A 23079-nucleotide genomic window follows, 5' to 3' on the forward strand; every position below is an offset into this window, starting at 1 on the left:
CGTCGGGCCGGGCCGGAAATGGCAGGCCGACGTGCCCGTTCAGTATAAGCAGGCGCCGGCCGTGCAGGAAGGTCTGCCCGCGCGGCCCGGCTGTCTTGCCGCCCCTGGTGTGGCGTGCGCGCTGCGTTCAAGCCAGGCGCGGACGTATCAGCATGGGAGCGAATTGCAGCAGGTAATTGAGCAGGGCCAGGATCCAGCACAGGCCGGCCAGGTGCAGCAGCGGCAGGCTCCAGGTGCTGGGAACCAGGGCGAGCAGGCGCAGCGCCGTGGCGGCCAGCAGCAAGGCATAGCCGAGCACCAGGCGGGGCGAGGATTTCAGGGGGCGGCCCAGGTGGCCCAGGGCGGTGCGCGTCAGCATGCCGATGATCATGACGCTGAAGCCGGCCAGGCCCAGGACGTGCACGGGCCAGGCGGCGCGCTGCATCAGGCCGGCCTCGTAGGCGGCGGCGCACAGCAGGCCGGCCGCCAGGCCGGCATAGCCCAGGTACAGGATCCATAACAGCGGCGTGCGGCGGCTGGCCCAGGGGCGCCAGCGCACCCATTGCACCAGCGCGATCAGCCCCAGCGCGGCCAGCGCGGCGGCCAGAGGCAGACGCCAGGCCATCAGGGACAAGGCGATGGCCAGCACGCTCAGACCCATCTGCCAATGACCGCTGCGCGTCTGCATGGGAATGGTCAGGCCCGGGATGGCCCGCATGGCGAAGAAAGGAATGACGCGGCGCGCGATCAGCAGCGTGATCAGGGCCATGGTCCAGAAGCCGCTGTAGAAGTAGGGCATGGGGTCCCGCCCCTGCAGCAGGCTGTACAGAAACAGGGCGTGGCTGGCGCCCAGCGCCAGCATGGCCAGGGGGATGCCGTAGTTGCGGCGGTTGCGGGCCAGCAGGATGACACGCGCCAGTTCCGCGGCGGCGGCCAGAAAGAACAGGGCGTCCAGCACCAGGGCGAGCAGCAGGCCGCCCGGCGCCAGCAGGCAGAAGCGGGCCGCGATCCATATCAGGCACAGGATGCCCAGGGCGGGGCCGCGCATCGTGCGCTGGCCCGTCCAGGTGGCGCTGGCGGTCAGCAGAAAGCCGACGGCGATGGTGCCGATGAAGGCCCACAGCATTTCGTGGGCGTGCCAGTACAGGCCGGGCAGGGGCGCCTGGGCGAGCCAGCCGGGGGCGTACAGCCACAAGGCGATGCTGACCGCACCCCAGAGGGTGGACAGCAGGTACAAGGGACGAAAGCCCAGTTCCAGGAAGGCGCGCCATTGCGGGCGGGAAGATGCGGCTGAGGTGTGCAGGGGGATCATGGCTGAATGCAATTTAAGATGTATTTGAAATATATCTTATGGCGCGAATAAAAAACAGCCCGAAGGCTGTTTGACGGGTCAGTCGCTCTGCGGTTCCAGATCGCTGTCTATCATTTTGCGCAGCAGGTAGATGATGGCGACGCGTTCGGCCGGATTCAGGTTGCCCATGGTCAATTCGCTGATCTTCTTGGCGCGCGGAATGACGCGATCCAGCAGGGCCCGGCCTTCCTGGGTCAGGTCCACGATGACCTTGCGCCGGTCGTCTTTGTCCGGGGCCAGTTCAATCAAGTCCCGGGACTTCAGGCGCTGGATGATGCCGCGTATGGTGGCCTGGTCCACTGCCGTGGCCTCGACCAGTTCGGTCTGGGAGCTGGCGCCATGATCGCGCAAGGCGCACAGGGTCACGAACTGGATCGCGGTGAGCTGATTGTCGCCTACGTGCTGCTGGAAAATGGCGGTGTGCCGCTGGCCTGCCTTGCGCAGCAGGTGGCCGATCTGTTCGGTCACGTCATAGGGCAGGGCGTCGGCGTCCGGGAGGGAGTTGTTGGGCTGCATAGTCATTGTGTATGTTGTTGTACGGTGGGCAGGCCTGGCGCTGATCCAATATTCAAGTATAACTGCGCGCGGCTTGCCAGCGCCTGATCCAGATCAGTCGGCGTTTGCTCCAGGAAAGTTCCTATATAGGGTGTGCCGCGTTTTAAATTAGTCTATACGCTTAAATTGCGGGGATTTTTCAGTATTCCTCAAGAAGGCGGTGGAGTCCTGGGCCAGGCGCTGGCTTTTTTTGGATTATCCTTGATTTACAGGGGGTAGCGAAAGATATTTTCTTGATGAAAATCAATCTGCGTGGCTTGACAAGTTAGTGCAAACCCTAGTGCGGCACATTATTTTCATCCTTATAAATAGTGTGTACACTACTAAAAAATGTGTATGAGGCGTCATTCTCCGGACGCCGTGATCAGGAGCTTATAATTGGAAAAAACGGTCAAGATTGCGATTGTGGGAGCAGGTCTTGGCGGAGCCGCTGCAGCGACTCTGCTGCAGCAGGCAGGCTTTGACGTGGAAGTGTTCGAGCAGGCGCCCGAGTTCTCGCGTCTGGGCGCCGGCATCCACGTGGGCCCCAACGTCATGAAGATCTTCCGCCGCATGGGCCTGGAAAAAGCCCTGGACGACATGGGTTCGCACCCCGACTTCTGGTTCAGCCGCGACGGCGAGACGGGCGACTACCTGTCCCGCATTCCGCTGGGCGAATTCGCCAAGAAGGAGTACGGCGCATCCTACATCACCGTGCACCGCGGCGACATGCACGCCCTGCAGATCTCCAGCATCAAGCCCGGCACGGTCCATTTCGGCAAGCGCCTGGAAACCATCGTGGACGAAGGCGATGTCGTTCGCCTGGAGTTCGCGGACGGCACCCGGGTCAAGGCTGACATCGTGATCGGCGCCGACGGCATCCATTCCAAGATTCGTGAAACCCTGCTGGGCGTGGAAGACCCGATCTACAGCGGCTGGGTGGCCCACCGCGCCCTGATCCGCGGCGACAAGCTGGCCCAGTATGCCGACGATTTCGAAGACTGTGTGAAATGGTGGACGGACGATCGCCACATGATGGTGTACTACACCACCGGCAAGCGTGACGAATACTACTTCGTGACCGGCGTTCCGCACGAAGCCTGGGACTTCCAGGGCGCATTCGTGGACAGCTCGCAGGAAGAGATGCTGGCCGCCTTCGAAGGCTACCACCCGACCGTGCAGAAGCTGATCAAGTCCACGGAGAGCATCACCAAGTGGCCGCTGCGCAACCGCAATCCGCTGCCGCTGTGGAGCCGCGGCCGCCTGGTCATGCTGGGCGACGCCTGCCACCCCATGAAGCCGCACATGGCCCAGGGAGCCTGCATGGCCATCGAGGATGCCGCCATGCTGACCCGCTGCCTGCAGGAAACCGGCCTGGGCGACTACCGCAGCGCATTCGAGCTGTACGAAGCCAACCGCAAGGAGCGCGCCACTCGCGTGCAGTCCGTGTCCAACGCCAATACCTTCCTGCGCACGCAGGAAGATCCGGCCTGGGTCTATGGCTACGATCTGTACGGCCAGGAACTGAAGTCGGCCTGAGCCTGATGGGTGCCGGGGGCGGGAGCGACCCGCCCGCCGGCACGGGATTCTCGCGCGGTTCATGCCTGGTCGTCCTTCTTGGGGGAGGCGCCGGGCATGGAGCCGTCTGGCCGGATCGGAACAGTTACTGTGCCGGCCCGGCCGCACGTGTGAAGTTGCGGGCAGTTGATGCTGCTTGCTGTCTTGGGGGCGGCAAGGCTTTAGTGTGGCGCTGTGTCAATGGGTGGCGCTGTCCATGCGGAGTTTTCTGGTTTACCAGGCAAATCAATAATTATCTGGAGATTTACAAGGTGCATTCATCCATTACCAGTCCTGCGGTCGCGGTGGACGCGACACACAATCAGGACCTGTACAAGAAGATCATCTGGCGGCTGATCCCTTTCCTGTGCTTTTGCTATCTGGCCGCCTATCTGGACCGCATCAATGTCAGCTTCGCCAAGCTGCAGATGCTCGAAGACCTGCAATGGAGCGAGACTGCCTATGGTCTGGGCGCCGGTCTGTTCTTCCTGGGCTACATCCTGTTCGAGGTGCCCAGCAACCTGATTCTGGAGCGGGTCGGCGCCAAGCTGTGGATCGCCCGCATCATGATCACCTGGGGCCTGCTGTCGGGCCTGACCATGATGGTGACCACGCCTACGCAGTTCTACATCCTGCGCTTCGTGCTGGGCGCGGCCGAAGCGGGCTTTCTGCCCGGCGTGCTGTACTACCTGACGCTGTGGTTCCCCACGTACCGGCGCGGCAAGATCATCGCCCTGTTCATGATCGGCCTGCCCCTGTCCAGCGTGATCGGGGGCCCTCTGTCGGGCTGGATCATCGGCCATTTCGACCACTTGAACGGCTGGCGCGGCTGGCAGTGGCTGTTCTTCCTGGAGGCCATCCCGAGCGTGCTGCTGGGCATCCTGACCTTCTGGGCCCTGCCGAACGACTACCATTCGGCCAAGTGGCTGAGCACGGAAGAAAAGGCCCGCCTGGCTGCCGACCTGAAGGCGGACGATGCCGAAGGCAAGGGCGTCAAGCACAGCTTCAAGGACGGCTTTTTCAACCTGAAGGTGTGGATGCTGGGCGGGATCGACTTCTCCATCCTGCTGGGCACGTACTCGATCAGTTTCTGGATGCCGTCCTTCATCCGCGCCGCCGGCGTGCAGGATCCCTTCCAGATCGGCCTGATGACGGCGATTCCGTCCCTGGCCGGCGTGGTCGGCATGCTGTGGATCGGCGCCAGTTCCGACCGCCGCCGCGAGCGTCGCTGGCACCTGATCGTGCCCTTGACCATCGGCGCCATTTCCCTGGTGGCCAGCACCTATGTGACGCACAACGCCTGGATGACCGTGCTGTGCTTCACCGTGGCTTCGGGCGTGATCATGGGCGCCGTGCCGGTTTTCTTCAGCCTGCCCGCGACCTTTCTGAAAGGCACTGCCGCCGCCACCGGCTTTGCGCTGGCCTGCTCGCTGGCCAACATCGCCGGCCTGATCAGCAACTCGCTGATCGGCTGGGTCACCGATCTGACCGGTTCGGGAAGCGCCGCGCTGTGGCTGTTCGCCGGCAGCCTGTTGCTGAGCTGCCTGCTGGCCTACGCCTTGCCCGCCAAGCAGGTCAACCGCTAAGTTCCATTCATTGCCGGGGCCGGCCAGGCCCTGGGCACGACACACCCCGAAGGCAGGCGCAAGCCCGGCCTTCGGGGTGTTTTTGCATCTGGATCAGGACAGGCCGCAAGGTTCGCCGCTTGGGCGCGGCCTTCAGCGGTTCCGGTTCGCGCCGCTTCGATGCGTGATGATGCGGTCTATCAGGCCCCATTCCCGCGCCTGTTCGGCGGTCAGGTAGCGGTCCCGGTCCAGGTCGCGCTCCACCTCCTCGTAGGAGCGGCCGCAGTGCCGGGCATACAGTCGCGTGATGCGCTGCTTGGTTCGCTGCATTTCCTCGGCATGGATGAGCATGTCCGAGGCCTGTCCCTGGAACCCGCCCAGGGGCTGATGCACGTGCACGCTGGCATTGGCCAGGGCGGTGCGCTCGCCCGGCTCGCCGGCCATCAGCAGGAACGAACCCATGGAACGGGCCGTTCCCATGCACAGCGTATGTACGGGCGGGCTGATGAACTGCATGGTGTCGTAGATGGCCAGGCCGCTGGTGATGACTCCGCCGGGGGAGTTGATGTAGAGCTGTATCGGCTTGCTGGGATGTTCCGATTCCAGGAAGAGCAGTTGTGCGCAGACCAGGGCGGCGACGGCGTCGTTGACTTCCCCATTCAGGAAAATGATCCTGTCGCGCAGCAGCCGGGAGTAGATGTCGAAGGATCGCTCCGCGCGGCCGGTCTGTTCTACGACCATGGGTACGAGCTGCATGACGTCGTTCATGAGGTTTCCTTGGAAATGAAGGCTTGCGGCCTGCGACATCAGGCGGCGAGCAGAAGATAGGGGGCGTCGTCGTTTGCCGCCGCGGACGAAGTCGTGCCGGGCGGCTCATGAATGATGGTGAGCGTGGTTCCGCCCGAGTCGTTGGGCCTGATCTGGAACGTGACCTGGCTCTCGAGAAAGGGAGGCGCGGGATCGCGCAGCCGGTAGCGGATTTGTTCGGGAGCCTCCGAGGATACAGGCTCGGCCTGCGCCAAAGCCTGCCCGGGCAGCCAGGCCTCGCGATATTCGGGGATGCTGATCGCCCGCCAGACTTTTTGTGGCGGAGCGTCCAGCTCGTACTCGAGCACGAGCCCCTCGTGCAAGGGCGGAGAAACGGGGGGCGTCATTGATCCATGTCCTTGAGCAGGGATTTCAAGGCGTCCACCCGCGCGGGCCAGTAGGCGCGGTAGCGGGACAGCCATTGCGCGATGGAGGCCAGGCCGTCCGGATTGACTTCGTAATTGACGAAACGGCCTTGCCGCTCTTCCTGGATCAGCCGGGCATTGCGCAGTACGGCCAGGTGCTGGGACATGGCGGACTGGCTGATATCCATGCCGGCGCGCAAGGCAGTCGCGTTCATGCTGCCTTGAGCCAGCTTTTCGAAGATGGCGCGGCGGGTTGGATCGGCCAGCGCCTTGAAGATGTCGTTTTCAATCATGACAACACATTAGCATTTGCTTATGTGTTGTGCAAGCGGCGTGCGCTTTGCCGGGAAAACGAGATGCCTGTATGGCCGAATGCGTAGTCCGCGTGCGGCGGGGGCCTGATCAGGCCGTCAGGGCTTCCTGGCCTTCCCGCAGCCAGGCGTCCAGGTCGGCGGTTTCGTAGAGGATTTCGGCGCTGAGCACGCGCAGCCCTGCGGGGCCGCTGTCCAGGATGCGGCGTTCGCCGCAGGACTGCTGCAATTCCAGTTCGCAGCCGGGCAGGGTCTGGAGATGGCGTGCCAGTTGCCGCAACTGGTCGGGCGGGCAGCAAGGGCTGGATTGAAAGCGGCCGCTTTCCTTGCCGTTCAGGCGAATGATCAGGCGCAGGGGATTCATGGAGCCTCCGCTTGGGTTTCAGGCCAGTAGTAATTGTTGGGCGTGGAACGCGCGCCGAAGATGGCCTGGCCCACGCGCACCACGGTGGAGCCTTCCTCGATGGCGATTTCGTAGTCGCCCGACATGCCCATGGACAGCTCGCGCATGTCTTCGGCATGGGCGATGTCGTTGCGCAACTGGTCGCGCAGGGTGCGCAGCAGCGCGAAGCAAGGGCGCACGCGTTCGGGGTCGGCGTCCATCAGGGCCAGGGTCATCAGGCCCTTGACGCGCAGCGCCGAAAATTGCGGCAGTTCGCGCACGAAGGCGTGCACCTGGTCGGGCGGCAGGCCGAACTTGCTGGCTTCGCCGGAGGTGTTGACCTGGACGAACACATCCAGGCTGCGGCCTTCGGCCTGCAGGCGGCGGTCCAGGATCTCGGCGGTCTTGAGTTTGTCCAGCGCCTGGAACTCGGAGGCGAAACGCGCCACAGACTTGGCCTTGTTGCTTTGCAGGTGCCCGATGACGGACCATTGCAGGTCCGGCAGTTCCTCGTGCAGTTCCTCGTATTTGCGTTCGGCTTCCTGTACCTTGTTTTCGCCCAGTATGCGGCAGCCGGCCTGATAGGCCAGGCGGATGCGGTCGGTGCCGAAGGTCTTGCTGACGGTGAGCAGGCGCACGTCTCCGGCGGAGCGGCCGTTGCGCAGGCACGCCTGATCGATTCGTTGTTGTACCAGGGCAATGCGTTGACGAAATGCCTCTACACTGGTGGAGGTGGGATAATGTTCGGTATGAAGCAGGGCAGGGGCGGAGTCGGACATGGCGCACCAGAAGGGAATGAATGAAGACAGGCACGACCCTGAGGGCCGCATCAACCATTATGTCATAGGTCAAAATGAATATCCAGGGAACCAACGCGAAGGAACTTTTCGATGATATCCGCCAGCAAGTTGCCTTGGGGCACATCGCGCCGGGACAGGTGCTGCCGCCCGTGCGCGAACTGGCGCAGACGCTGGGGCTGAACCGCAACACGGTGGCGCTGGCCTACAAGCGGCTGGTCTCGGCCGGGGTGGCGGACGCCCAGGGCCGGCGCGGCACGCGCATCCGCGAATCCATACGCCAATTGGCCCGGGAGGGCCACGGAGCCAGCTCGGTGCTGCAGGACCTGGCCAGCGGCAACCCATCGTCCCAGCATCTGCCCACGCCGGCGCAACTGGTCCAGGGCGTGCGCGGCGGAGCCCAGTCGCTGTATGGCGCCGACCCGCTGATGCCCGAGCTGCGCGCCGTCTGCCAGCAGGTCTTTCACAAGGATACGCCGCTGCACACGGCCTATCACGTCAGCTATGGCGCGGTCGACGCCATCGAGCGCCTGCTGCAGGCGTTCCTGCTGGCGGGTGACAAGGTCGGGATCGAGGACCCGGGCTACCTGAACAGCATCAATTCGGTGCGTACCCTGGGCCTGAAGCCGGTGGGCGTGGCCGTGGATCCCGAAGGCATGGTGCCGCAGTCGCTGGAGCAGGCGCTGGCCGACGGCGCCCGCGCCCTGATCCTGACGCCGCGCGCGCACAATCCCACCGGATGCTCGTTCAGCCGCGGACGCGCCCGCCAGATCGAGCAGATCCTGGCGCGCTATCCGGACGTGCTGCTGATGGTGGACGATCATTTCTGGATGCTGGCCAACAGCCCCTATCGCAACGTGATTCCGCCGGGGCACCTGCGCTGGGCCCTGATCCGTTCCGTATCCAAGGGACTGGGGCCGGATCTGCGCGTGGCCCTGGTGGCTTCGGACACGCAGACGGCCGAGCGCCTGTCCCAGCGGCTGGCTTCCGGCGCCCAATGGGTCAGCCACTTGCTGCAGCAGATGGTGGTGCACGGCCTGACGGACGCCGGCCTCACGGCGCAGACTCGAGCCGCGCAGGCCGCCTATGCGCAGGCTCGCCAGCAATTGATGCAGGCGCTGAAAAAGCACCGCATCACGTTCTGGGACAGCGACGACGGCTTCAATCTGTGGGTGCCGCTGGACCGTGAAGCCGAGCCCGTACTGGCGGGCCTGGCCGCGCGGGGCTGGCTGGTGCGCTCCGGCCAGGTTTTCGGCGTGGACCAGCCCGCGCAGGGCCTGAGGCTGACCTTTGCCAGCCTGGGTGCCGAACAGGCGCAGCGTTTCGCTGCCGATCTGGCCCAGGTGCTGGGAGAAGCGGGCTAGGCCCGCTTGCTCCCGTCGCACAGCGCAGGCGGCGCATGTTCAGGCATAGCCCACGCGTAAAATGCGGCCCGTTTCCACGCCTTCCACGCTGCGCCGGCAGGCCTTGGCCGCGCGCGCGGCCGGCACGGCCTCGAAACCGGGGAAGTAGGGGCCGTAACCGCCCAGGGATTCGCTCAGCACGGTCGGGCTGAGCAGATTGATTCGCCCCTCGCGCCAGTATTGGGCGCTGGCCTGCACGAAGCCCTTTAGAGCCTGGTTGACCGTGGCCGCGCTCACGCCGTCCAGGATGTGCGCCTGCTCGCCTACGATGCCGCTGGTCAGGGTGATGGAGCCGCCTTTGTTCAGGAAGGGCCGGGCCAGCAGCGCCAGCCGGATCTGACCCATCAGCTTGTTGTCCAGGCTGGCCGCGATATCCTGCGGCCGGACCTGATCCCAAGGGCCGAAGTGCAACCAGCCCGTGGCCGACACCAAGGCGTCGAAGGGGCCGACGTGCTTGAACATGGCCTGTACGCTGGCCTCGTCCACAATATCAACCTGTACGTCCTGCCCATGGCGGCTGGCGCGGATGACCTCGTGGTCTGCCGAGAGTTCCCGGGCGATGGCGCTGCCCAGCGTGCCGCTGGCGCCGACTAATATGATCTTCATGATGATCTCCGTTCAATGAGCGATGGCTCTAGGGTGAATGTCGATTCATTGTGCGCGCCTGACCCAGAACGTCCCAGTAGCGTATGGTTTGTGTTTTACTAATTAAAAGTTAGTAATTTTTATTGTTTGCTTCGCGTTTGTTCTTGATTAGGAATCATCATGGATACGTTGCGCGCCATGCAGGTGTTGGTGGATGTGGCGGAAGCCGGCAGTTTCGCCGCCGCCGCCACGCGACTCGATATGTCCGCCGTCATGGTGGGCAAGTATGTCAAGGCGCTGGAGGACAGCCTGGGCGCGCCCTTGTTGCTGCGCACGACGCGGCGCCAGCAATTGACCGAGGTGGGCGAGGCCTACCTGGCCGAAGCCTATGCGGTGCTGGCGGGCGTGCGCCGCGCCGAGCGCGTGGTCGAGAGCCGGCGCGACCGTCCGCAGGCACGGCTGCGCATCTCGGCGGCGGTCACCCTGGGAGAGTGCGTGCTGGCGCCTGAGCTCGCGCGCTTCTGTGTGCAGCATGAAGGGGTGAGCATCGAAATGGATCTGGATGATGCGCTGACGGATTTGCGGCAAAGCCAGGTGCATCTGGCCTTGCGGGTGGGCGAGCCGTCCGCCGGGCTGGATCTGGTGGCGCATGGCGTGGGCCTGTACCAGATGGTGATCTGCGCGGCGCCCGTTTACCTGGAGCGTTGCGGCATGCCCGTCTCCCTGGAGGAGCTGCCGGCCCATCAATGCCTGTGGCATCAGGTGTGGAGCGGGCGCTCGGCCTGGCAACTGCAGGGGCCCGGCGGCCCCGTGTCCTGGCCGGCGCACCGCGGTTTCGCGGCCAACAAAGGCGAGGCCCTGCGCCGCGCGGCGGTGGCCGGGGCGGGCCTGCTGATGCAGCCCAAGGTCTTGTTGCAGGAAGATCTGGACGCCGGCCGCCTGGTGCCGGTGCTGGAAGCCTTCACGCCGCGGGCGCGGCCCGTGCATCTGCTGTATGCGCCGGAGCTGCGGCGCATGCCGGCTCTGGGCCTGCTGGTGCGCCACCTGCGTCGGCATCTGCCGGCGCAGCTCCAGTAAGGTTGCGCCTTAGACGAAGCGCAGCACGGACTGCACGTCCACGCGCGGTTTCTGGCTCCAGTTGCCTTCCGAGGCGTAGCCCACGGTGATCAGCATGGCGGGCACTTCCTGCTCGTCCAGGCCGAATTCGCGCGCCAGGGCGTCGGCGTCGAAGCCTATCATGGGGCCGGTGGCCAGGCCTTGGGCCTGCGCGGCCAGCATCGGCGGCATGCCGGCCAGGGAAGCCGAGCGGATGGCTTCGTCGCGCTGGCGCTGCGCCCTGTCGTGGTAGTTGTGATGCGCCACGTCCGCCCATTTGCGGGCCACTTCTTCCTGGACCACGCCTTGATCCAGCGCAGGCTGCAGTTTGTCCAGCAGGCGGGTGTGGCCGTCCAGGCGGCCGCAGACGATGATGGTGGCGGCGGCGTCCACGACTTTCTGCTGGCCGTAGGTGATGGGCAGCAGGCGCTGCTTGGCCTGTTCCGACTGGACCACGACGAAGCTCCAGTTCTGCATGTTGTAGGCGGACGGCGCACGGGTCGCCAGATCGATCAGGGCGGTGATGGCGGACGGATCCAGGGCGCGGTCGCGATCATAGAAGGACGTGGAAACGCGTTGCTTGATCAGGTCGTGGGTAAGGTTGCTCATTGAAACTGTCCTATGCTGCTTGAGGAATCGAGGGCTTATTTTAGGAGTTGTCGGGAAGGGGCGCGACTGCTGGCCCATTGCACGGTCAGCACGCTGCCCAGCACCAGGATGATGCCGGCCAGGCTGGCGCCCGTCATGGATTGGCCCAGCAGCAGCCAGCCCAGGATGACGGCGGGGATGGGGCGGAGCAGGCCCAGCGAAGACACGGCGACCGGAGGCAGGACCGCGATGCCGCGGAACCACAGGGCGTACGACAGCAGGGCGCCGGCCAGGCACAGATAGGCGTAGCCGCCCGCCTGGGACCAGGTCAGGCTGCTGTCCAGCGGCGGGTCCACCCATAAGGCCAGTGGCGCCAGCATCAGCCCGCCCAGCAGGAGCTGCCAGCCGGTGAAGGCCAGCACGGGCAGGCCGCTGCGCCAGCGGCGCGAGAGATACGTGCCGCAGGCCATGCACAGAGCGCCCAGTATGGCGGCGGCCATGCCCCAGGCGTCCCACCGGCTTTGCGGCGACAGCAGGAGAATGCCCATGCCGGCAATGCCCGCCACGCTGGCGATCAGGGCCAGCGCCACGGGCCGTTTGCCTTCCATGGCCCAGGCCAGGGCGATGACGACCAGCGGCTGGGCCGCGCCCACGACCGCCGCCAGACCGCCGGGCAGCCGGTAGGCGGCAATGAAGAGCAGGGCCTGGAAGACGCCGATGTTCAGCGCGGCCAGGATCAGCACCCGGCCCCAGTCGCCGCGTGCGGGCGCACGCCGCATCCAGAGCAACAGCATCAGCCCGGCGGGAAAGCAGCGCAGGAAGGCAGCGATGAATGGCCGGCCCGGCGGCAGGATTTCGGTGGTGACGATATAGGTGGAGCCCCAGATGGCGGGGCCCAGGGCGGTGAGGAGCGTAAGGAGCCAGAGTTGCAGACGGGTCATGATTTTATCTTGATGTCGAGATAATTCGCAGTCTACGCCGCATATATCTTAATATCAAGATAAAACAGAATCTCAGAGGTATTTGTGACCGGAACCGAACACCGAGACGCCGTTGATGCGATCGTGGATCAATGGCGCGAACAACGCCCGGACCTGCCGGATTTGCTGCCCATGGCGCTGCTGGGCCGCATGACGCGCTGCTCCTTGCTGATACAGAAGCAAATGGCCGAGTGCTTTCGCCGCCATGATCTGCAGCTGGGCGAATTCGACGTGCTGGCCAGCCTGCGGCGCGCCGGCGAACCCTATACGCTGGCGCCCACGGCTTTGTTTTCCATGTTGATGGTCAGCTCGGGCACCATGACGCATCGCTTGCAGGGACTGGAGAAGCGCGGCCTGGTGGAACGCATCCCCGACCCGGAAGACGCCCGCAGCATGCTGGTGCGCCTGAGCGCCGCGGGCCTGGAACGGGTGGACCTGGTGGTCGCTGACCATCTGGCCAATGAAGACAGCCTGCTCACGGGGCTGGATGCGGCTCAAAGACAGTCCTTGAACGATTTGCTGAGGCTGTGGCTGCATCACCTGGAGTCGCGTCCCGCCTGAGCCGGTGGTAGAATGGCTGGATAAATACCCAGTCCAGCCCATGGCCGCTCCCGAACTTCCTCCTTTTTACTATCTGCATAATTTCCACCAGGTTCTGCGGTGGGTGCGGCAGCACAGCCTGGACCTGCTCGAACCCGGCCAGCTGGCCTGCGGAGACGCCTTCCTGCAGGTATCGACTTCGGCGCAGGCGCTGCTGGTGCGGCTCATCATGCGCAAGGCGGACGTGTTCCGGACCGACAAGCTGCGCTATGCCGAAATCCCGGATCTGCCCGCGGCCGTGCAGGAGCTATCCGATGCAGGCCTGGCCCAGGCCGATCCGCAACTGGACCTGGACGAGCTCTTCCATCTGCATACCCTGCCGGAGTTGCGCGCGATGTTCGGTTCCTTGCCCTCGGGCGCGCGCAAGGGCGAATGCCGGGACTGGGTGGCGGCGCGGCAAGGCATGCAGGCCCGGCCTTATCCGGCATGGGTCTGCGCCGTTCATCCCGCCGGCGGATTGCTGCGCCTGCCGCAGGCCGTCTCGCAATGGGCGCAGCGCCTGCAATTGCTGTTCTTCGGCAATCAGTACCAGGACTGGTCGGAGTTCGTGCTCAGCGATCTGGGCCTGTACCGCTACGAGGCCATCGTACTGGATGAAGGCAGCCGCGCCTTCCGGCACCTGGATGATGTGCGCCTGTACGAGACCCTGTCCGGCCTGCGGGAGGCGCCCGAGCAGCCAGACGCGCAGCAATGGATGGAGCGCTTGCGGGCCGTGCTCGACATCGTCACGGACAGCGACTGGTTGCGCCGGCGCCAGGACAAGACCGTGTTCCAGCTTGGCCAGGAGGCGGAACGCCAGGCCTGGTGGGAACTGGCCGAGCAGGCGTACCGGCGCAGCACCTGGCCGGGGGCGCGGCACAGGCTCTTGCGGGTGCTGGAGCGCCGGCAGGACGGGGCGGCCGCCTGGCCCTTGTTTCAACAGGCCTGGGCCCAGCCCGAGAGCGAAGCCGAAGCGCAGAAGCTGGCGCGCATGCTGCCGCGCCTGCGCCGGCTGGCGCCGCAGGCGGCCGAACTGGAACCGGCTCCGGAGCCGACCCGGCCGCTGGCGCGCACGCAGCTCGTTCAGTTGACTCTGCCCGAGGACGGCCAGCGGGTGGAATGGCAGGTCCTGGCGCACCTTCATTCCGACCTGGCGCCCGTGCACTACGTTGAAAACACGCTGCTGCCGGGCCTGTTCGGCCTCTTGTGCTGGGACGCCGTGTTCGCACCCCTGCCAGGGGCGTTTTTTCACCCCTACCAGAGCAGCCCGGCCGACTGGGGCAGTCCCGACTTCGTGGCGCGGCGCCAGGACTTGTTCGACCAGGCCCTGGCCATGCTGGACGGCCCGTCCTACCAAGGCTGCATACGGCGGCGCTGGCGGGAGAAAATGGGCATGCAATGCCCCTTGCTGGCCTGGCCGGCCCTGGGGGAAACCGCACTGGAGCTGGCGCTGCGCTGCATTCCCGCCCGCCACTTGAAGGCGGTGTTCCGGCGCATGTTGCTGGACTGGCGCGAAAACCGCGCCGGCCTCCCGGACTTGATCCGTTTCCTGCCCGCCCAGGGCTGGTACGAACTGATAGAGGTCAAAGGGCCGGGCGATCGCCTCCAGGACAACCAGCGCCGCTGGCTGGCCTATTTCGAACAGCATGGCATTCCCGCGCGGGTGTGTCATGTCAGCCGGGAGCCGCAGGCATGAACGCGCTTGCGGTAGGCGTGCGCGCCTTGTGCGAATTCACCGCGCGCAGCGGCGACCTGGATTTGCGCTTCACGCCGGCGCCCAGCGCCCGGGAGGGCATGCAAGGTCACGAACAGGTGCGGCTGCAGCGCCCGCAGCACTATCAGGCCGAAGTGCCCCTGGAGCTGGAATTCGAAGGCCTGCTGGTGCGCGGTCGCGCCGACGGCTTCGATCCCCAGGCCTTGCGACTGGAGGAGATCAAGACCTACCGGGGCGCATTCGAGCGCATTCCGGAACATCATCGGCGCCTGCACCGCGCGCAGGCCATGATGTATGCCGCCATGCTGTGCCGGGAGCGCGATCTGCAGGGCCTGAGCGTCAGCGTGGTGTATTACCACGTGGACAAGCACAAGGAGACGGCGCTGGCGGAGTATGCCAACCGCGCCCAGTTGCAGGAATTCTTCGAGCAGCAATGCCGGCTGTACCAGCAGTGGGCGCGGCAGGAGCAGAGGCACAGGCAGGCGCGTGATCAGATCTGCCGCGAACTGCGTTTTCCTTTCGAGGGCTTTCGCGCCGGCCAGCGCGAGCTGGCGGTGGCGGCCTATCGGGCGCAGCGCGACGCCCACTGCCTGATGGCCCAGGCGCCCACGGGCATAGGCAAGACGCTGGCCGTGGTGTTTCCCGGATTGAAAGCCATGCCCGAGGCAGGCCTGGACAAGCTTTTCTACCTGACGGCCAAGAATTCCGGCCGACAGATGGCGCTGGACGCCCTGGGGCGCCTTGCGCCCGCCGCGCCGGCGCCCTGGAGAGTGCTGGAGCTGGTGGCACGGGACAAGCAATGCGTGCACCCCGACAAGGCCTGTCATGGCGAATCCTGTCCCCTGGCGCAAGGCTTTTACGATCGCCTGCCGGCGGCGCGCCGGCAGGCCGTGAAGTGGCCGTGCTGGATCGTGATGCCCTGCAGACCGTGGCCCGTGAACACGCCGTCTGCCCGTATTACCTGAGCCAGGAGATGCTGCGCTGGACGGACGTGGCGGTCGGCGACTACAACTACTATTTCGACACTTCCGCCATGCTGCACGGCCAGACCCTGGCCCAGCAATGGCGCAGCGCCGTGGCCGTGGACGAGGCGCACAATCTGCTGGATCGGGCGCGCAGCATGTATTCGGCCGACTTGTCGCAGGCGGAGCTGCGCAGCGCGCGCAAGGCGGCTCCGTCGGCCCTGAAACGGCATTTCGGCCGCCTGATGCGCGCCATGGACGACTGCCTGTCGGAGGAGGGCGCCGCCCGGATGGGCCTGGACAGCGTGCCGGCGGCCTTGCTGCAGGAATGCGAGCAGCTGGCGGCGCGCCTGGGCAGCCATGTGGCCGACCATCCTTTGCCGCAGAACAGCCCCTTGCTGCAAGCCTATTTTTCAGTTCTGTTCTTTGCCGACCTGGCGGAGCGCTTCGGCGCTCATTCCCTGTTCGATGTGCTGGCGGAGCGCGATGGCGTCACGCTGCGCATCCGCAATGTCGTGCCGGCGCCGTTCCTGCAAGAGCGCTATGGCGATGCGCACGGGGTCGTGCTGTTTTCGGGCACCTTGACTCCTGTGGATTTCTACCGCGACCTCCTGGGCGTGCCCGAACGCAGCCCCATCCTGGAGGTGCCTTCGCCCTACAAGGCCGAGCAGTTGCAGGTGCGCCAGTATGCGGGTCTTTCAACCCGCTACGCCGATCGCGAGGCCAGTCTGGACAGCCTGTGCGGCATCGTGGCGCAGGCCTATGCCGAGCAGCCCGGGAACTACCTGCTGTTTCTGAGCAGCTTCGACTACCTGAACCAGGTGCGCCAGGCGCTGCAGCAGCGTTCACCTGAGCTGCCCTTGTGGTGTCAGACGCCGTCCATGACGGATGAGCAGCGCGCCGACTTTCTGGCGCGCTTCACGCCCCAGGGGCGGGGCATCGGGCTGGCGGTGCTGGGCGGCGCATTTTCCGAAGGCGTGGATCTGCCGGGGCGCCGCCTGCTGGGGGCGTTCATCGCCACGCTGGGGCTGCCGCAGTTCAACGAGGTCAACGAGTCGGTGCGGCAAGTCATGGCCCGGCTGTTCGGGGAACGCCGGGCCTACGATTACACCTACTTGTATCCGGGCCTGCGCAAGGTCACACAGGCCGCGGGCCGTGTGATTCGCGATGAACAGGATCGGGGCTATGTGCATCTGCTGGATGAGCGCTACGGGCAGCGGCGGGTGCAGCAGCTGCTGCCGGACTGGTGGCGGATCGAACAGGCTCGGCTTCCCGCTGGCGCTGCACGATCAGCTCGGTGATCAGCTGGGCCGTGGCGGCGGACAGCGTCCAGCCCAGATGCCCGTGACCGGTGTTGTAGTAGACGCCGGGGCGGCTGCCGGCCTGCACACGCGGCATCATGTCGGGCATCATGGGCCGCAGGCCCGCCCAGGGCACCACCCGGTCCGTGGCCGCGTCGCGGAAGTTGCGCCGCGTCCAGTTCACCAGCGGGGCGATGCGGTCCGCCCGGATGTCTTTGTTCATGCCGTTGTATTCGGCCGTGCCGGCGACCCGAAGCCTGTCCTTGCCCAAGCGGCTGGTCACGATCTTGGCTTCCTCGTCCAGCAGGCTGACCCAGGGAGCGGCCGCCTGGCTTTCGGGCGTGTCCAGATACGCGGAAATCGAATATCCCTTGACCGGGTAGATGTTGATGTAGTCGCCCAGCAGCTTGGCCAGGTGGCGGCTGCCCACGCCGGCGCACACCACCAGGGCGTCCGCCTGCAGGCTGTGGTTCTGCGCCTCGGCGCCTTCGCCGGTGCGCAGCTGGATCTGGTGGGGCGGGCCGCAGCGCACGCCCAGCACCTCGGTGTCCTGCAGGAAGCGCACGCCGCGCTGCTCGCAGGCGCGCGCCAGGCCGCGCGTGAATTTATGGATGTCGCCCGTGGCGTCGGACGGCGTGTAAAAGCCGCCGTAATAGGTGCCTTGCAGGGTGGGCTCGATCTGGTGGATTTCCTCGTTGGTGACGGTATGGCGCTCCAGCCCGCCGCGCTTGAGCAGTTCGCTGACCCGCTTGCCCGATTCAAATCCGTAGGCCGTGTGATAGATGTGCAGGATGCCGCGCTTTTCCAGGTCGAAGTCGATATGCTCGTCCTCGGCCCATTGGTACAGGTGCTCGCGCGCGGCGATGGCCAGCTTCACGGTTTCCACCGTATTGTGCTCGTAGCCGGAGATCGCGCGCACGAACTGGCCCATCCAGCTGTACTTGTGCCAGCTGGGTCGAGGGTTGAAGAGCAGGGGGGCGTCCTTGCGCATCATCCATTTCAGCCCCTTCATGATGGTGCCGCGGCTGTTCCAGACTTCGGCATTGCAGGCGGACAGCTGGCCGCCGTTGGCGAACGAGGTTTCCATGGCGGGGTAGCGCAGGCGGTCGATGACGGTGACCTGGAAACCCTGGCGCACCAGGGCGTAAGCGGTGGTGACGCCGGTGATGCCGGCGCCGATGACGGCGATGTGAGACATGGCAGGCTCCTGATAGGTGAATTGCCGCCGGACGGTGGCAATACCCCATCTGTCCTGTGACCTGAGAGTTTATCCGGCCGGGCGCCGGGCTCCTTCGGTGGGCGCATTGCGCCGCTCTCCAGATTGTCGGGCTGGTACGATCCTTTTGCCTGAGAGATTCCGGGGTGGTTGCTCCGTCGGCGCCTGAGCGAACAGGTCTCTTTCATACCGCCTGTGATGACATTTCTACATTAATCCTGGCAGGCTATAAGGGCAATCAGGGTAAACCAAGGTGGCGCCGCGGCGCCTTCTGCGTTGCCGGCGCAGCAGCAGGCTGCGGCTTCAGTCCAGCCGGAAATGCGTGCCCAGGCTCCGAGGCCGCTCCAGCGCCGCCTGTGCCAGCAGCCAGGCCGTGTCCACGCGCAACGCCATGGCCTGCCGGTCGGGCGTGGGCGCGCCTTCCTGCAACAGCGCGCGCCAGTCCTGCAGCGTCTTCACGGCCCGGGCCAGCCCGGCGCCCTGGCGACGCAGACCGACGTGTTCCTGCATCAGCGCCTGCAGGGCGGGCAGGGTCGGCGGCCTCGGGCCCGTTCCTGCGGCGGCGGGCGGGGGCGTCAGGGGAGCGCGCGCTTTCTGTTCGCTGGAGGCGATGGCCCGCGCCGCCGCCCGGCCCATGACCACGCACTCCAGCAAGGAGTTGCTGGCCAGCCGGTTCGCTCCGTGCAGGCCGGTGCAGGCCACTTCGCCCACCGCGTACAGGCCGGGCGCCGAGCTGCGGCCGTGCAGATCGGTGTATACGCCGCCGCAACTGTAGTGCGCTGCCGGCGCGACGGGAACCAGGTCGCGGCGCAGGTCCAGGCGACGCTGCAGCGCTTGTTGCAGAGCGCGGGGGAAATGCCCTTGCAAGGTCTCGGCGCCCAGGTGGCGCACGTCCAGCCAGACATGGTCCCGCCCGTCGCGGCGCATCTGTTCGGCGATGGCGCGCGACACCACGTCACGCGGAGCCAGTTCGGCGCGATGATCGTAGTCGGGCATGAAGCGCCGTCCTTGGGCATCCAGCAGATGGCCGCCTTCGCCGCGCAGGGCTTCGGTCAGCAGCAGGGGGGCGGCGTCGCTGCGCAGGCAGGTCGGATGGAACTGGACGAACTCCAGGTCCTGGATGCGTGCGCCCGCTCGCCAGGCCAGGGCCACGCCCTCGCCATGCGCGCCGGCGGGGTTGGTGCTGTGTGCGTAAAGCCGTCCCAGTCCGCCCGTCGCCAGCACCACATGGTCCGCCCTGAGGGTTTCGCGGGCGCGCAGCCGGCGGCCGTAGAGGTCCACGCCGGCGACGCTGCCTTGCTCGTCGCGCCGCAAGTCCAGCACCTGGCAGTGGCTGCGAAGGCGGATATGCGGGGCCTGCGCCAGTTCGCGCAGCAAGGCCTGCATGATGGCCAGGCCGCTGGCGTCGGCCGCATGGGCAATGCGGCGCCGCGCATGACCGCCCTCACGGGTCAGATGCAGCCGTCCGTCCGGCATGCGGTCAAAGGGCACTTGTCTGTCCAGCAGCCACTGCACGGCTTGCGGCGCGGCTTGCAGGATGTGGCGCACGATTTGCGGGTCGCCATGGTGGGCGCCGGCGGCCAGGGTGTCGTCCACGTGCTGCTCCAGGCTGTCCTTGGCGTCCAGGACGGCGGCGATGCCGCCCAAGGCCTGGGGGCTGGCGCCGCAGGGCAGGGGGGCGTGGCTGAGCACGGTGGCCGCCATGGTCCGGGGCAGGGACAAGGCCAGGCTCACACCGGCCAGGCCGGCGCCTACGATCAGTACGTGCGTCTGCATCAGGCGGCTCCCACGTCCTGAAACAGGGCGGCGTGTTCGGCAAGATCGGCCCGCACGCGCAAGTTGGTCTGGCGCTCTGCCGCGAAATCCAGCATGCGCTGCAGCGAACGGCGGGCGTCCGCGGCCAGGGCCGGGTCTATCTGTATGCCGGGGCCGGCCTGCAGCAGGCTGGCCTTCAGGGCGTGCAGGGAGTTCAGGGCCATCCAGGGACAATACGCGCAGCTTTTGCAGGCGGCGCTCTCGCCCGCGGTCGGCGCGGCCAGAAAGGTCTTGCCCGGCGCCTGCTGACGCAAGGCATGCAGGATTCCCTGGTCCGTGGCCACGATGAAGGTGTCGGCGGGATGCCGGCAGGCAGCCTTGATCAACTGGGTGGTGGAGCCGACCACATCGGCCAGGGCGATCACGCCGGCCGGAGACTCCGGGTGGACCAGCACCACGGCATGCGGATGAGCCTGCTTCAGCGCCTGCAGCGCGTCCGCCTTGAATTCGTCATGGACCAGGCAGGAGCCCTGCCACAGCAGCATGTCGGCGCCGGTCTGCTTCTGGATGTAGGCGCCCAGGTGACGGTCCGGCGCCCACAGGATCTTGCGGCCCTGGTCATGCAGGTGGCGCACGATGTCCAGCGCAATGGAGGAGGTGACCACCCAGTCGGCGCGCGCCTTCACGGCGGCGCTGGTGTTGGCATACACCACCGCCACGCGGTCAGGATGGGCGTCGCAGAAGAGAGCGAAATCCTCGGGTGCGCAGCCCAGGTCCAGGGAGCAGGTGGCCTGGTCGTGCACTATCAGCACGCGCTTGCCGGGGCTGAGAATCTTGGCCGATTCGGCCATGAAGCCCACCCCGGCCACCGCCACGGTGCGCGCCGGATGCTCCTGGCCGAAGCGCGCCATTTCCAGGGAGTCGCCCACGCAGCCGCCGGTTTCCAGCGCCAGGTCCTGTAGCTGCGGATCCTGGTAGTAATGGGCCACCAGAACGGCGTCCTGTTCGTCCAGCAAGCGGATCAGCTCCGCTTTCAAGGCCTGGTCGGCCTCGGGGCTGGCGGACGCGGCCGGTACGGCCTGCCAGGCCGTATGACGTTGCAGGGCTGCGCCATTTGCCGGCTGGCACACGTCGATAGGGTAGTGCTGAGGCATGTTTGTCCTTGATGCTCAAATTGAGCATAAATAAGTGAAAAAAAACCGGCGGACCAGATCGCTTCAGAGTGCCTGTCTCCCGATTTCTATTATGCTTTTTTTGAGCATAAATGGAAAAAACAGCCGGTGAAAGCGGTGTTTCATACATTGTGGCAATGAGCCCGCCGGTGCAGGTCATAAGCGCAGCGGTTGTAAGCGGCACGGGGCCCCGGCCTTATGGCCGGAGTTTCTTCACCTTGAAGCAGGGGCGCCTAGCGGCATCGACATTGCGGGCGCAGGCCTGGCCGAGGATGGCGAGGCTTGCATGAAGAAGCGTGCTCAGGGAGCTGGATTCGGGTAGCGGCCATGGATGTCGTTGACGGCCGCGATCAGCTCGTGGTCCAGCGTCACGTCCACGCTGGCGATGTTCTCGCGCAATTGCTCCAGCGTTGTGGCGCCGATCAGATTGCTGCTGGTGAAAGCCTGCTGGTTCACCCAGGCCAGGGCCAGTTGCGTAGGCGTCAGGCCGTGCCGGCGCGCCAGCTCGTTGTAGGCCAGCGCGGCTTCGCGGGCGTTGGGGCCGTCGTAGCGCTTGAAGCGCTCGTACAGGGTCAGGCGACCCTTCTCGGGACGCGCGCCGTGGTCGTACTTGCCGGTCAGCACGCCCATGGCCAGGGGCGAGTAGGCCAGCAGGCCCAGGCCATCGTAATGACAGAACTCCGACAGGCCTTCCTCGAACACTCGATTGAGCAGATTGTAGGGGTTCTGTATGGTGGCGATCAGCGGCAGCGAGCGGTGGCGAGCCAGTTCCAGGAAACGCGCCACGCCCCAGGGCGTCTCGTTGGATACGCCGATGTGCCGCACCTTGCCCTGGCGCACGAAGTCCCGCAGCACCTCCAGAGTCTCTTCGATGGGCACGGTGTCTTCTTCTTTCCAGGGATAGCTGCGCTGGCCGAAGGTGACGGTGCTGCGGTCCGGCCAGTGCAACTGGTACAGGTCCAGGTAGTCCGTCTGCAGGCGACGCAGACTGTCGTGCAGGGCCTGCTCCAGGTTCTTGCGGTCCAGGCTGGTGGCGCCGTCGCGGATATGGCCGGGACGCTTGGGGTCGCGCTGGGGGCCGGCGACCTTGCTGGCCAGTACGATGTCCTGGCGGCGTCCGCTCCTGGCCAGCCAGGTGCCGATGTATTGCTCGGTCAGTCCCTGCGTGGCGGCCGATGGCGGCACGGGATACATCTCCGCGGTGTCCACCAGGTTCACGCCCAGTTCCAGGGCCAGGTCCAGTTGCGCGTGCGCGTCGGCCTCGCTGTTCTGCTCGCCATAGGTCATGGTGCCCAGGCCTATCAGGCTGACGTCCAGATCGGTATTGCCCAGCTTGCGGTATTTCATTGCATCCACTCCCGAAAACGCAGGGCCGGGCGGCCCTACAACAAAAAGGACCATGGTAGCGTGTTTCATGGGCTGCCCGGCCCTTGCCCCTGGGGTGCAATGGCTTTTTGCGGACTGCGTTTTGTCCTGGAGAAGCGCGAAAAAAAGCCGGCTCATTGGCGAGCCGGCGTTGCAGGAACGTGTCGCATCGATCAGGCCGCCTTGTCATGTTCCGGAGCGGCGGGGGCCTGCGGGTCGGGGCGATGAGGCAGGGGCGGCAATCCATGTTTGGCGCGCAGGCGCTGACAGTCCGGGTTGGGGCTGCCGTCGGCTTCCCAGATCTGATAGTCGCGGCAGGGGTTGGGGCGGTCAGGATAGATGGCGCAGTGAATGCCGGGCTGGCCCAGCGTGCCCCGCAGGGCGATGCAGCGCCCGCCGCCTTGCTCGGTGCCTTTCATACAGGCGCGCAAGGGGCCGATTTTCGTGGTCAGTTCCACCGGCACCGTACCTCCTGTCTCGCCGGCCAGCTCGCCGCTGTAGAAGGATACGCGGAAATGCGAACAGCATACGCCGCAGCTCAGGCAGGGATTTTCGTCAAAGACCTCGTCATTGGGCGGGTCGTAGCGGACGGCGTCCAAAGGGCTTTCCTGCACGCCGGGCAGATCACGCAAATCGGTCGGGAGAAGAGGCAGATGAGAGGAAGTCATGATCGAGGGTGTCCCGGTACAGACGCGCACCCGGTCAGGCCCGATACG

General features: G+C 65.8%; 22 protein-coding genes, 1 pseudogene and 2 riboswitches. Of the genes and pseudogenes, 8 read left to right on the plus strand and 15 right to left on the minus strand.

Annotated features, from left to right (window positions below; genetic code table 11):
- Nucleotides 1–127: 127 nt before the first annotated feature.
- Together ACWPWO_RS08270 and ACWPWO_RS08275 are read right to left on the minus strand one after the other, a co-directional pair.
- Nucleotides 128–1291, minus strand: a complete 1164-nt coding sequence (locus ACWPWO_RS08270; RefSeq protein ID WP_454005879.1) for an NnrS family protein — start codon at nucleotides 1289–1291, stop codon at nucleotides 128–130.
- Nucleotides 1292–1369: 78 nt separating this feature from the next.
- Complete coding sequence (locus ACWPWO_RS08275; protein WP_394065535.1) at nucleotides 1370–1846, minus strand: MarR family winged helix-turn-helix transcriptional regulator; 477 nt, start codon at nucleotides 1844–1846, stop codon at nucleotides 1370–1372.
- A gap of 417 nt (nucleotides 1847–2263) precedes the next feature.
- Between ACWPWO_RS08275 and ACWPWO_RS08280 the strand changes: the two genes are divergently transcribed.
- Nucleotides 2264–3403 (plus strand): FAD-dependent monooxygenase, encoded by a 1140-nt coding sequence (locus tag ACWPWO_RS08280; RefSeq protein WP_394065536.1) that lies wholly within the window; start codon nucleotides 2264–2266, stop codon nucleotides 3401–3403.
- Nucleotides 3404–3684: 281 nt separating this feature from the next.
- Entirely contained in the window at nucleotides 3685–5007 is a 1323-nt protein-coding gene (locus ACWPWO_RS08285) for an MFS transporter (RefSeq protein ID WP_394065800.1), read from the plus strand.
- A gap of 132 nt (nucleotides 5008–5139) precedes the next feature.
- On the opposite strand, the gene ACWPWO_RS08290 is transcribed toward ACWPWO_RS08285, so the two are convergent.
- From ACWPWO_RS08290 to ACWPWO_RS08310, 5 genes are all read right to left on the minus strand, one after another.
- Nucleotides 5140–5754, minus strand: a complete 615-nt coding sequence (locus ACWPWO_RS08290; RefSeq protein WP_454005881.1) for an ATP-dependent Clp protease proteolytic subunit — start codon at nucleotides 5752–5754, stop codon at nucleotides 5140–5142.
- A 38-nt stretch (nucleotides 5755–5792) separates the two neighbouring features.
- On the minus strand, nucleotides 5793–6140 hold the full coding sequence (locus ACWPWO_RS08295; RefSeq protein ID WP_454005883.1) for an SRPBCC family protein: 348 nt from the start codon (nucleotides 6138–6140) through the stop codon (nucleotides 5793–5795).
- Nucleotides 6137–6451 (minus strand): ArsR/SmtB family transcription factor, encoded by a 315-nt coding sequence (locus ACWPWO_RS08300; protein WP_394065539.1) that lies wholly within the window; start codon nucleotides 6449–6451, stop codon nucleotides 6137–6139. The genes ACWPWO_RS08295 and ACWPWO_RS08300 overlap by 4 nt, the downstream gene beginning before the upstream one ends.
- Before the next feature lie 109 nt (nucleotides 6452–6560).
- Complete coding sequence (locus ACWPWO_RS08305) at nucleotides 6561–6833, minus strand: hypothetical protein (RefSeq protein ID WP_394065540.1); 273 nt, start codon at nucleotides 6831–6833, stop codon at nucleotides 6561–6563.
- Complete coding sequence (locus ACWPWO_RS08310; RefSeq protein WP_454005885.1) at nucleotides 6830–7630, minus strand: YggS family pyridoxal phosphate-dependent enzyme; 801 nt, start codon at nucleotides 7628–7630, stop codon at nucleotides 6830–6832. Before ACWPWO_RS08310 ends, ACWPWO_RS08305 begins: the two co-directional genes overlap by 4 nt.
- 74 nt (nucleotides 7631–7704) lie before the next feature.
- Between ACWPWO_RS08310 and ACWPWO_RS08315 the strand changes: the two genes are divergently transcribed.
- Nucleotides 7705–9012 carry an aminotransferase class I/II-fold pyridoxal phosphate-dependent enzyme gene (locus tag ACWPWO_RS08315; RefSeq protein ID WP_454005887.1) on the plus strand — a complete coding sequence of 436 codons (1308 nt, stop codon included), beginning with the start codon at nucleotides 7705–7707 and terminating at the stop codon, nucleotides 9010–9012.
- Nucleotides 9013–9051: 39 nt separating this feature from the next.
- On the opposite strand, the gene ACWPWO_RS08320 is transcribed toward ACWPWO_RS08315, so the two are convergent.
- Nucleotides 9052–9657, minus strand: coding sequence for a short chain dehydrogenase (locus ACWPWO_RS08320; protein ID WP_454005889.1), 606 nt, complete (start codon nucleotides 9655–9657; stop codon nucleotides 9052–9054).
- Between the two features lie 159 nt (nucleotides 9658–9816).
- On the opposite strand from ACWPWO_RS08320, the gene ACWPWO_RS08325 reads away from it, so the two are divergent.
- The gene (locus tag ACWPWO_RS08325; protein WP_454005891.1) at nucleotides 9817–10713 is read left to right on the plus strand and encodes a LysR substrate-binding domain-containing protein; all 897 of its coding nucleotides are present in this window, start codon (nucleotides 9817–9819) and stop codon (nucleotides 10711–10713) included.
- Between the two features lie 9 nt (nucleotides 10714–10722).
- On the opposite strand, the gene ACWPWO_RS08330 is transcribed toward ACWPWO_RS08325, so the two are convergent.
- Both ACWPWO_RS08330 and ACWPWO_RS08335 read right to left on the minus strand, forming a co-directional pair.
- Nucleotides 10723–11340, minus strand: coding sequence for a nitroreductase family protein (locus ACWPWO_RS08330; RefSeq protein ID WP_454005893.1), 618 nt, complete (start codon nucleotides 11338–11340; stop codon nucleotides 10723–10725).
- 35 nt (nucleotides 11341–11375) lie between these two features.
- The gene (locus tag ACWPWO_RS08335; RefSeq protein WP_454005895.1) at nucleotides 11376–12260 is read right to left on the minus strand and encodes an EamA family transporter; all 885 of its coding nucleotides are present in this window, start codon (nucleotides 12258–12260) and stop codon (nucleotides 11376–11378) included.
- A gap of 84 nt (nucleotides 12261–12344) precedes the next feature.
- Here ACWPWO_RS08335 and ACWPWO_RS08340 point away from each other — a divergent pair, with 84 nt between their 5' ends.
- From ACWPWO_RS08340 to ACWPWO_RS08355, 4 genes and pseudogenes are all read left to right on the plus strand, one after another.
- A complete protein-coding gene (locus ACWPWO_RS08340) occupies nucleotides 12345–12860 on the plus strand; it encodes a MarR family winged helix-turn-helix transcriptional regulator (protein WP_454005897.1) in 516 nt (171 codons plus the stop codon).
- Nucleotides 12861–12900: 40 nt separating this feature from the next.
- A complete protein-coding gene (locus tag ACWPWO_RS08345; protein ID WP_454005899.1) occupies nucleotides 12901–14574 on the plus strand; it encodes a VRR-NUC domain-containing protein in 1674 nt (557 codons plus the stop codon).
- Nucleotides 14571–15557: a hypothetical protein gene (locus ACWPWO_RS08350; RefSeq protein WP_454005901.1), complete on the plus strand. Its 987-nt coding sequence runs from the start codon at nucleotides 14571–14573 to the stop codon at nucleotides 15555–15557. The genes ACWPWO_RS08345 and ACWPWO_RS08350 overlap by 4 nt, the downstream gene beginning before the upstream one ends.
- Nucleotides 15521–16747: pseudogene (locus tag ACWPWO_RS08355) on the plus strand (ATP-dependent DNA helicase); the annotation flags it as partial. The gene ACWPWO_RS08350 and the pseudogene ACWPWO_RS08355, both read left to right, overlap by 37 nt.
- Here the strand turns inward: ACWPWO_RS08355 and ACWPWO_RS08360 are convergent.
- The 5 genes from ACWPWO_RS08360 to ACWPWO_RS08380 form a co-directional block, all read right to left on the minus strand.
- Nucleotides 16692–18053: a D-amino acid dehydrogenase gene (locus ACWPWO_RS08360; RefSeq protein ID WP_454005903.1), complete on the minus strand. Its 1362-nt coding sequence runs from the start codon at nucleotides 18051–18053 to the stop codon at nucleotides 16692–16694. The pseudogene ACWPWO_RS08355 and the gene ACWPWO_RS08360 overlap by 56 nt on opposite strands.
- A gap of 45 nt (nucleotides 18054–18098) precedes the next feature.
- Nucleotides 18099–18179: riboswitch (glycine riboswitch) on the minus strand.
- 1 nt (nucleotide 18180) lies between these two features.
- Nucleotides 18181–18268, minus strand: a riboswitch (glycine riboswitch).
- Nucleotides 18269–18374: 106 nt separating this feature from the next.
- Nucleotides 18375–19847, minus strand: a complete 1473-nt coding sequence (nadB, locus tag ACWPWO_RS08365) for an L-aspartate oxidase (protein WP_454005905.1) — start codon at nucleotides 19845–19847, stop codon at nucleotides 18375–18377.
- Complete coding sequence (gene nadA / locus ACWPWO_RS08370) at nucleotides 19847–20980, minus strand: quinolinate synthase NadA (RefSeq protein WP_454005907.1); 1134 nt, start codon at nucleotides 20978–20980, stop codon at nucleotides 19847–19849. Before nadA ends, nadB begins: the two co-directional genes overlap by 1 nt.
- A 318-nt stretch (nucleotides 20981–21298) precedes the next feature.
- The gene (locus ACWPWO_RS08375; protein ID WP_454005908.1) at nucleotides 21299–22345 is read right to left on the minus strand and encodes an NADP(H)-dependent aldo-keto reductase; all 1047 of its coding nucleotides are present in this window, start codon (nucleotides 22343–22345) and stop codon (nucleotides 21299–21301) included.
- Between the two features lie 191 nt (nucleotides 22346–22536).
- Nucleotides 22537–23031 (minus strand): YkgJ family cysteine cluster protein, encoded by a 495-nt coding sequence (locus ACWPWO_RS08380; protein ID WP_454005910.1) that lies wholly within the window; start codon nucleotides 23029–23031, stop codon nucleotides 22537–22539.
- Between the last annotated feature and the right edge of the window lie 48 nt (nucleotides 23032–23079).

This window comes from Alcaligenes sp. Marseille-Q7550 (assembly GCF_965112015.1).

Coding starts and splice junctions, on each gene's coding strand:
- nadA (WP_454005907.1), bottom strand. CDS start 20,980: ATGCCTCAGCACTACCCTATCGACGTGTGCCAGCCGGCAAATGGCGCA.
- ACWPWO_RS08270 (WP_454005879.1), bottom strand. CDS start 1,291: ATGATCCCCCTGCACACCTCAGCCGCATCTTCCCGCCCGCAATGGCGC.
- ACWPWO_RS08380 (WP_454005910.1), bottom strand. CDS start 23,031: ATGACTTCCTCTCATCTGCCTCTTCTCCCGACCGATTTGCGTGATCTG.
- ACWPWO_RS08305 (WP_394065540.1), bottom strand. CDS start 6,833: ATGAATCCCCTGCGCCTGATCATTCGCCTGAACGGCAAGGAAAGCGGC.
- ACWPWO_RS08330 (WP_454005893.1), bottom strand. CDS start 11,340: ATGAGCAACCTTACCCACGACCTGATCAAGCAACGCGTTTCCACGTCC.
- ACWPWO_RS08275 (WP_394065535.1), bottom strand. CDS start 1,846: ATGCAGCCCAACAACTCCCTCCCGGACGCCGACGCCCTGCCCTATGAC.
- ACWPWO_RS08300 (WP_394065539.1), bottom strand. CDS start 6,451: ATGATTGAAAACGACATCTTCAAGGCGCTGGCCGATCCAACCCGCCGC.
- ACWPWO_RS08375 (WP_454005908.1), bottom strand. CDS start 22,345: ATGAAATACCGCAAGCTGGGCAATACCGATCTGGACGTCAGCCTGATA.
- ACWPWO_RS08360 (WP_454005903.1), bottom strand. CDS start 18,053: ATGTCTCACATCGCCGTCATCGGCGCCGGCATCACCGGCGTCACCACC.
- ACWPWO_RS08350 (WP_454005901.1), top strand. CDS start 14,571: ATGAACGCGCTTGCGGTAGGCGTGCGCGCCTTGTGCGAATTCACCGCG.
- ACWPWO_RS08295 (WP_454005883.1), bottom strand. CDS start 6,140: ATGACGCCCCCCGTTTCTCCGCCCTTGCACGAGGGGCTCGTGCTCGAG.
- ACWPWO_RS08310 (WP_454005885.1), bottom strand. CDS start 7,630: ATGTCCGACTCCGCCCCTGCCCTGCTTCATACCGAACATTATCCCACC.
- ACWPWO_RS08320 (WP_454005889.1), bottom strand. CDS start 9,657: ATGAAGATCATATTAGTCGGCGCCAGCGGCACGCTGGGCAGCGCCATC.
- ACWPWO_RS08335 (WP_454005895.1), bottom strand. CDS start 12,260: ATGACCCGTCTGCAACTCTGGCTCCTTACGCTCCTCACCGCCCTGGGC.
- ACWPWO_RS08315 (WP_454005887.1), top strand. CDS start 7,705: ATGAATATCCAGGGAACCAACGCGAAGGAACTTTTCGATGATATCCGC.
- ACWPWO_RS08345 (WP_454005899.1), top strand. CDS start 12,901: ATGGCCGCTCCCGAACTTCCTCCTTTTTACTATCTGCATAATTTCCAC.
- ACWPWO_RS08325 (WP_454005891.1), top strand. CDS start 9,817: ATGGATACGTTGCGCGCCATGCAGGTGTTGGTGGATGTGGCGGAAGCC.
- nadB (WP_454005905.1), bottom strand. CDS start 19,847: ATGCAGACGCACGTACTGATCGTAGGCGCCGGCCTGGCCGGTGTGAGC.
- ACWPWO_RS08290 (WP_454005881.1), bottom strand. CDS start 5,754: ATGAACGACGTCATGCAGCTCGTACCCATGGTCGTAGAACAGACCGGC.